Source organism: Microbispora sp. NPDC049633 (assembly GCF_040675265.1).
Taxonomy (GTDB): Bacteria; Actinomycetota; Actinomycetes; order Streptosporangiales; family Streptosporangiaceae; genus Microbispora; species Microbispora maris.
Genome location: NZ_JBFAOO010000409.1, coordinates 1 through 1,680 on the forward strand (window position 1 = coordinate 1; position 1,680 = coordinate 1,680).

The window sequence follows — 1,680 nt, forward strand, 5'->3', positions numbered from 1 at the left end:
GCCGGCGCGGCGGGCGACGGGGACGGCGCGCCCTGCCCCGGTCGTCCGGGCGCCTGCCCCTGCTGCGCGGGCGCCTGGGCGGCCTGCCCGGGCGCGGGCGCGGCCGGGCGGGCGAAGGGCGGCGCCGTGGCCCCGGGGGCGGCCTGCGGGAACGGTTGAGAGACCGGCCCGGGAGTGACCTGCGGGAACGGCTGGGAGGAGGTCCCGGCCTGCGCGACCGGCTGTGACGGCGCCCCGGGGGCGGCCTGGGGGAACGGCTGGGAGATCGGTCCGGGGGTGGGCTGCGGGAACGGCTGGGAGGTGCTGCCCGGGGCGGCGGCCTGCGGGAACGGCTCGGAGGCGGGGCCGGCCGGTGCCTGCGCCTGCGCCGGTTTCTCGTCTCCCGCGAGCGCCTGCGCGGACTCGCCGGAGGCCAGCTCGCTCTCCAGGCGTGCGAACACCTCACGGAACACCGTGGTCAGGAGGACCTCGGGCGAGGCGGGGGCGGCCGGAGCCTGGAGATCGCACGGCGTCAGGCGGCGCAGCCGGTACCACCCGCCGAGCTGGTTGACCACGGTGCGGACCGGGTCGGGCCAGCCGGGCATGGCCGGGTCCACGGTATGCACCTGGAGCGCCGGAAGCAGGTCGGTGAGGGGCAGATGATCCCAGCGGCCGACGGCCAGGCGGGCAAGCCGTTCGCAGAGCCAGTCAACACCGGTCGCCCGCATCGCCCGGCCGACCCCGACGGATGCCCACCAGCCGCCGGGCAGGCGCGGGTCGGCCAGCGTCTCGGCCACCTGCTGAGGACGGCTCCACCGCAGGGCCGGGACCAGGTCGCTCAGGCAGATCGTTGACTCGGCGTCCATCGGTATGACCGCACCCTCCCGAGAGTGACGCATGTTGCTAATGGTGCAGCTTACGCCGCAAACCAGCAATTGGTGTCAATAGGGTAAAGTTCCCCGGAACCGGCCGGCCGCCGACCTGGGCGACCGCCGCGGCCCCCGCCTCACACCCCTTGCGCAGTGCTTCGTCGGGTGCGCACCCGGCCATCGAGGCGACCAGGAACCCCGCGGCGAACGCGTCTCCAGCGCCCGTCGAGTCGACCACCTCCGCCGGGGGCGCGGCCGCCTTGGCGACTATACGGCCATCGCGGGCCAGCACGGCACCGCCGGCCCCCAGCTTGACCACCGCGGTGCCGTAGTGGCCGCTGAGCGTGCGGGCCGCCGTCTCGGGATCCTCGGCGTCCGCGAGCAGCAGCGCCTCCTCCAGGTTGGGGATCACGACGCCCGCCGGGGCGGTCTCGCGGAGGAACCGCTCGCGGCCGAACGCGCGCAGCGGCCCGCAGGAGGCCGGATCGACGCTGATGGAGATGCCCCGCCCGGCGGCCTCGCGCATGGCCAGCCGCGCGAGCTCCAGGCCCGGCTCGGCGAACATCGTGTACGCCGACAGGTGCAGGTGCCCGACCCCGTCGAGGAGGCCGGGAGCCCAGTCGCCGACCCCGATGTGGCCGCTCGCCCCACGGTTGGTGAGCATGGACCGCTCCCCGGTGGCGTCGACCATCGCGATCACGACTGCCGAGGGCCGTTCCGGGTCGATCCGCAGGTGGGGCCGGACCCCGGCCTTGCCCAGCTCGGCCGCGTGCCACTCGCCGGTGTCGTACCCCGCCCGCGCCAGCAGGCGGGTGTCGGCGCCGAGCCGGGC

The 1,680-nt window shown here is 76.1% G+C and carries 1 protein-coding gene and 1 pseudogene; both read right to left on the minus strand.

Annotated elements, in window-relative coordinates; translation table 11 throughout:
* Window positions 1-845 (minus strand): annotated as a pseudogene (locus AB0J39_RS39455) (hypothetical protein); the annotation flags it as partial.
* 37 nt (window positions 846-882) lie between these two features.
* Window positions 883-1,680, minus strand: a 798-nt coding sequence (locus AB0J39_RS39460; RefSeq protein ID WP_363474318.1) for a PfkB family carbohydrate kinase, incomplete at its 5' end; no start/stop codon positions are given.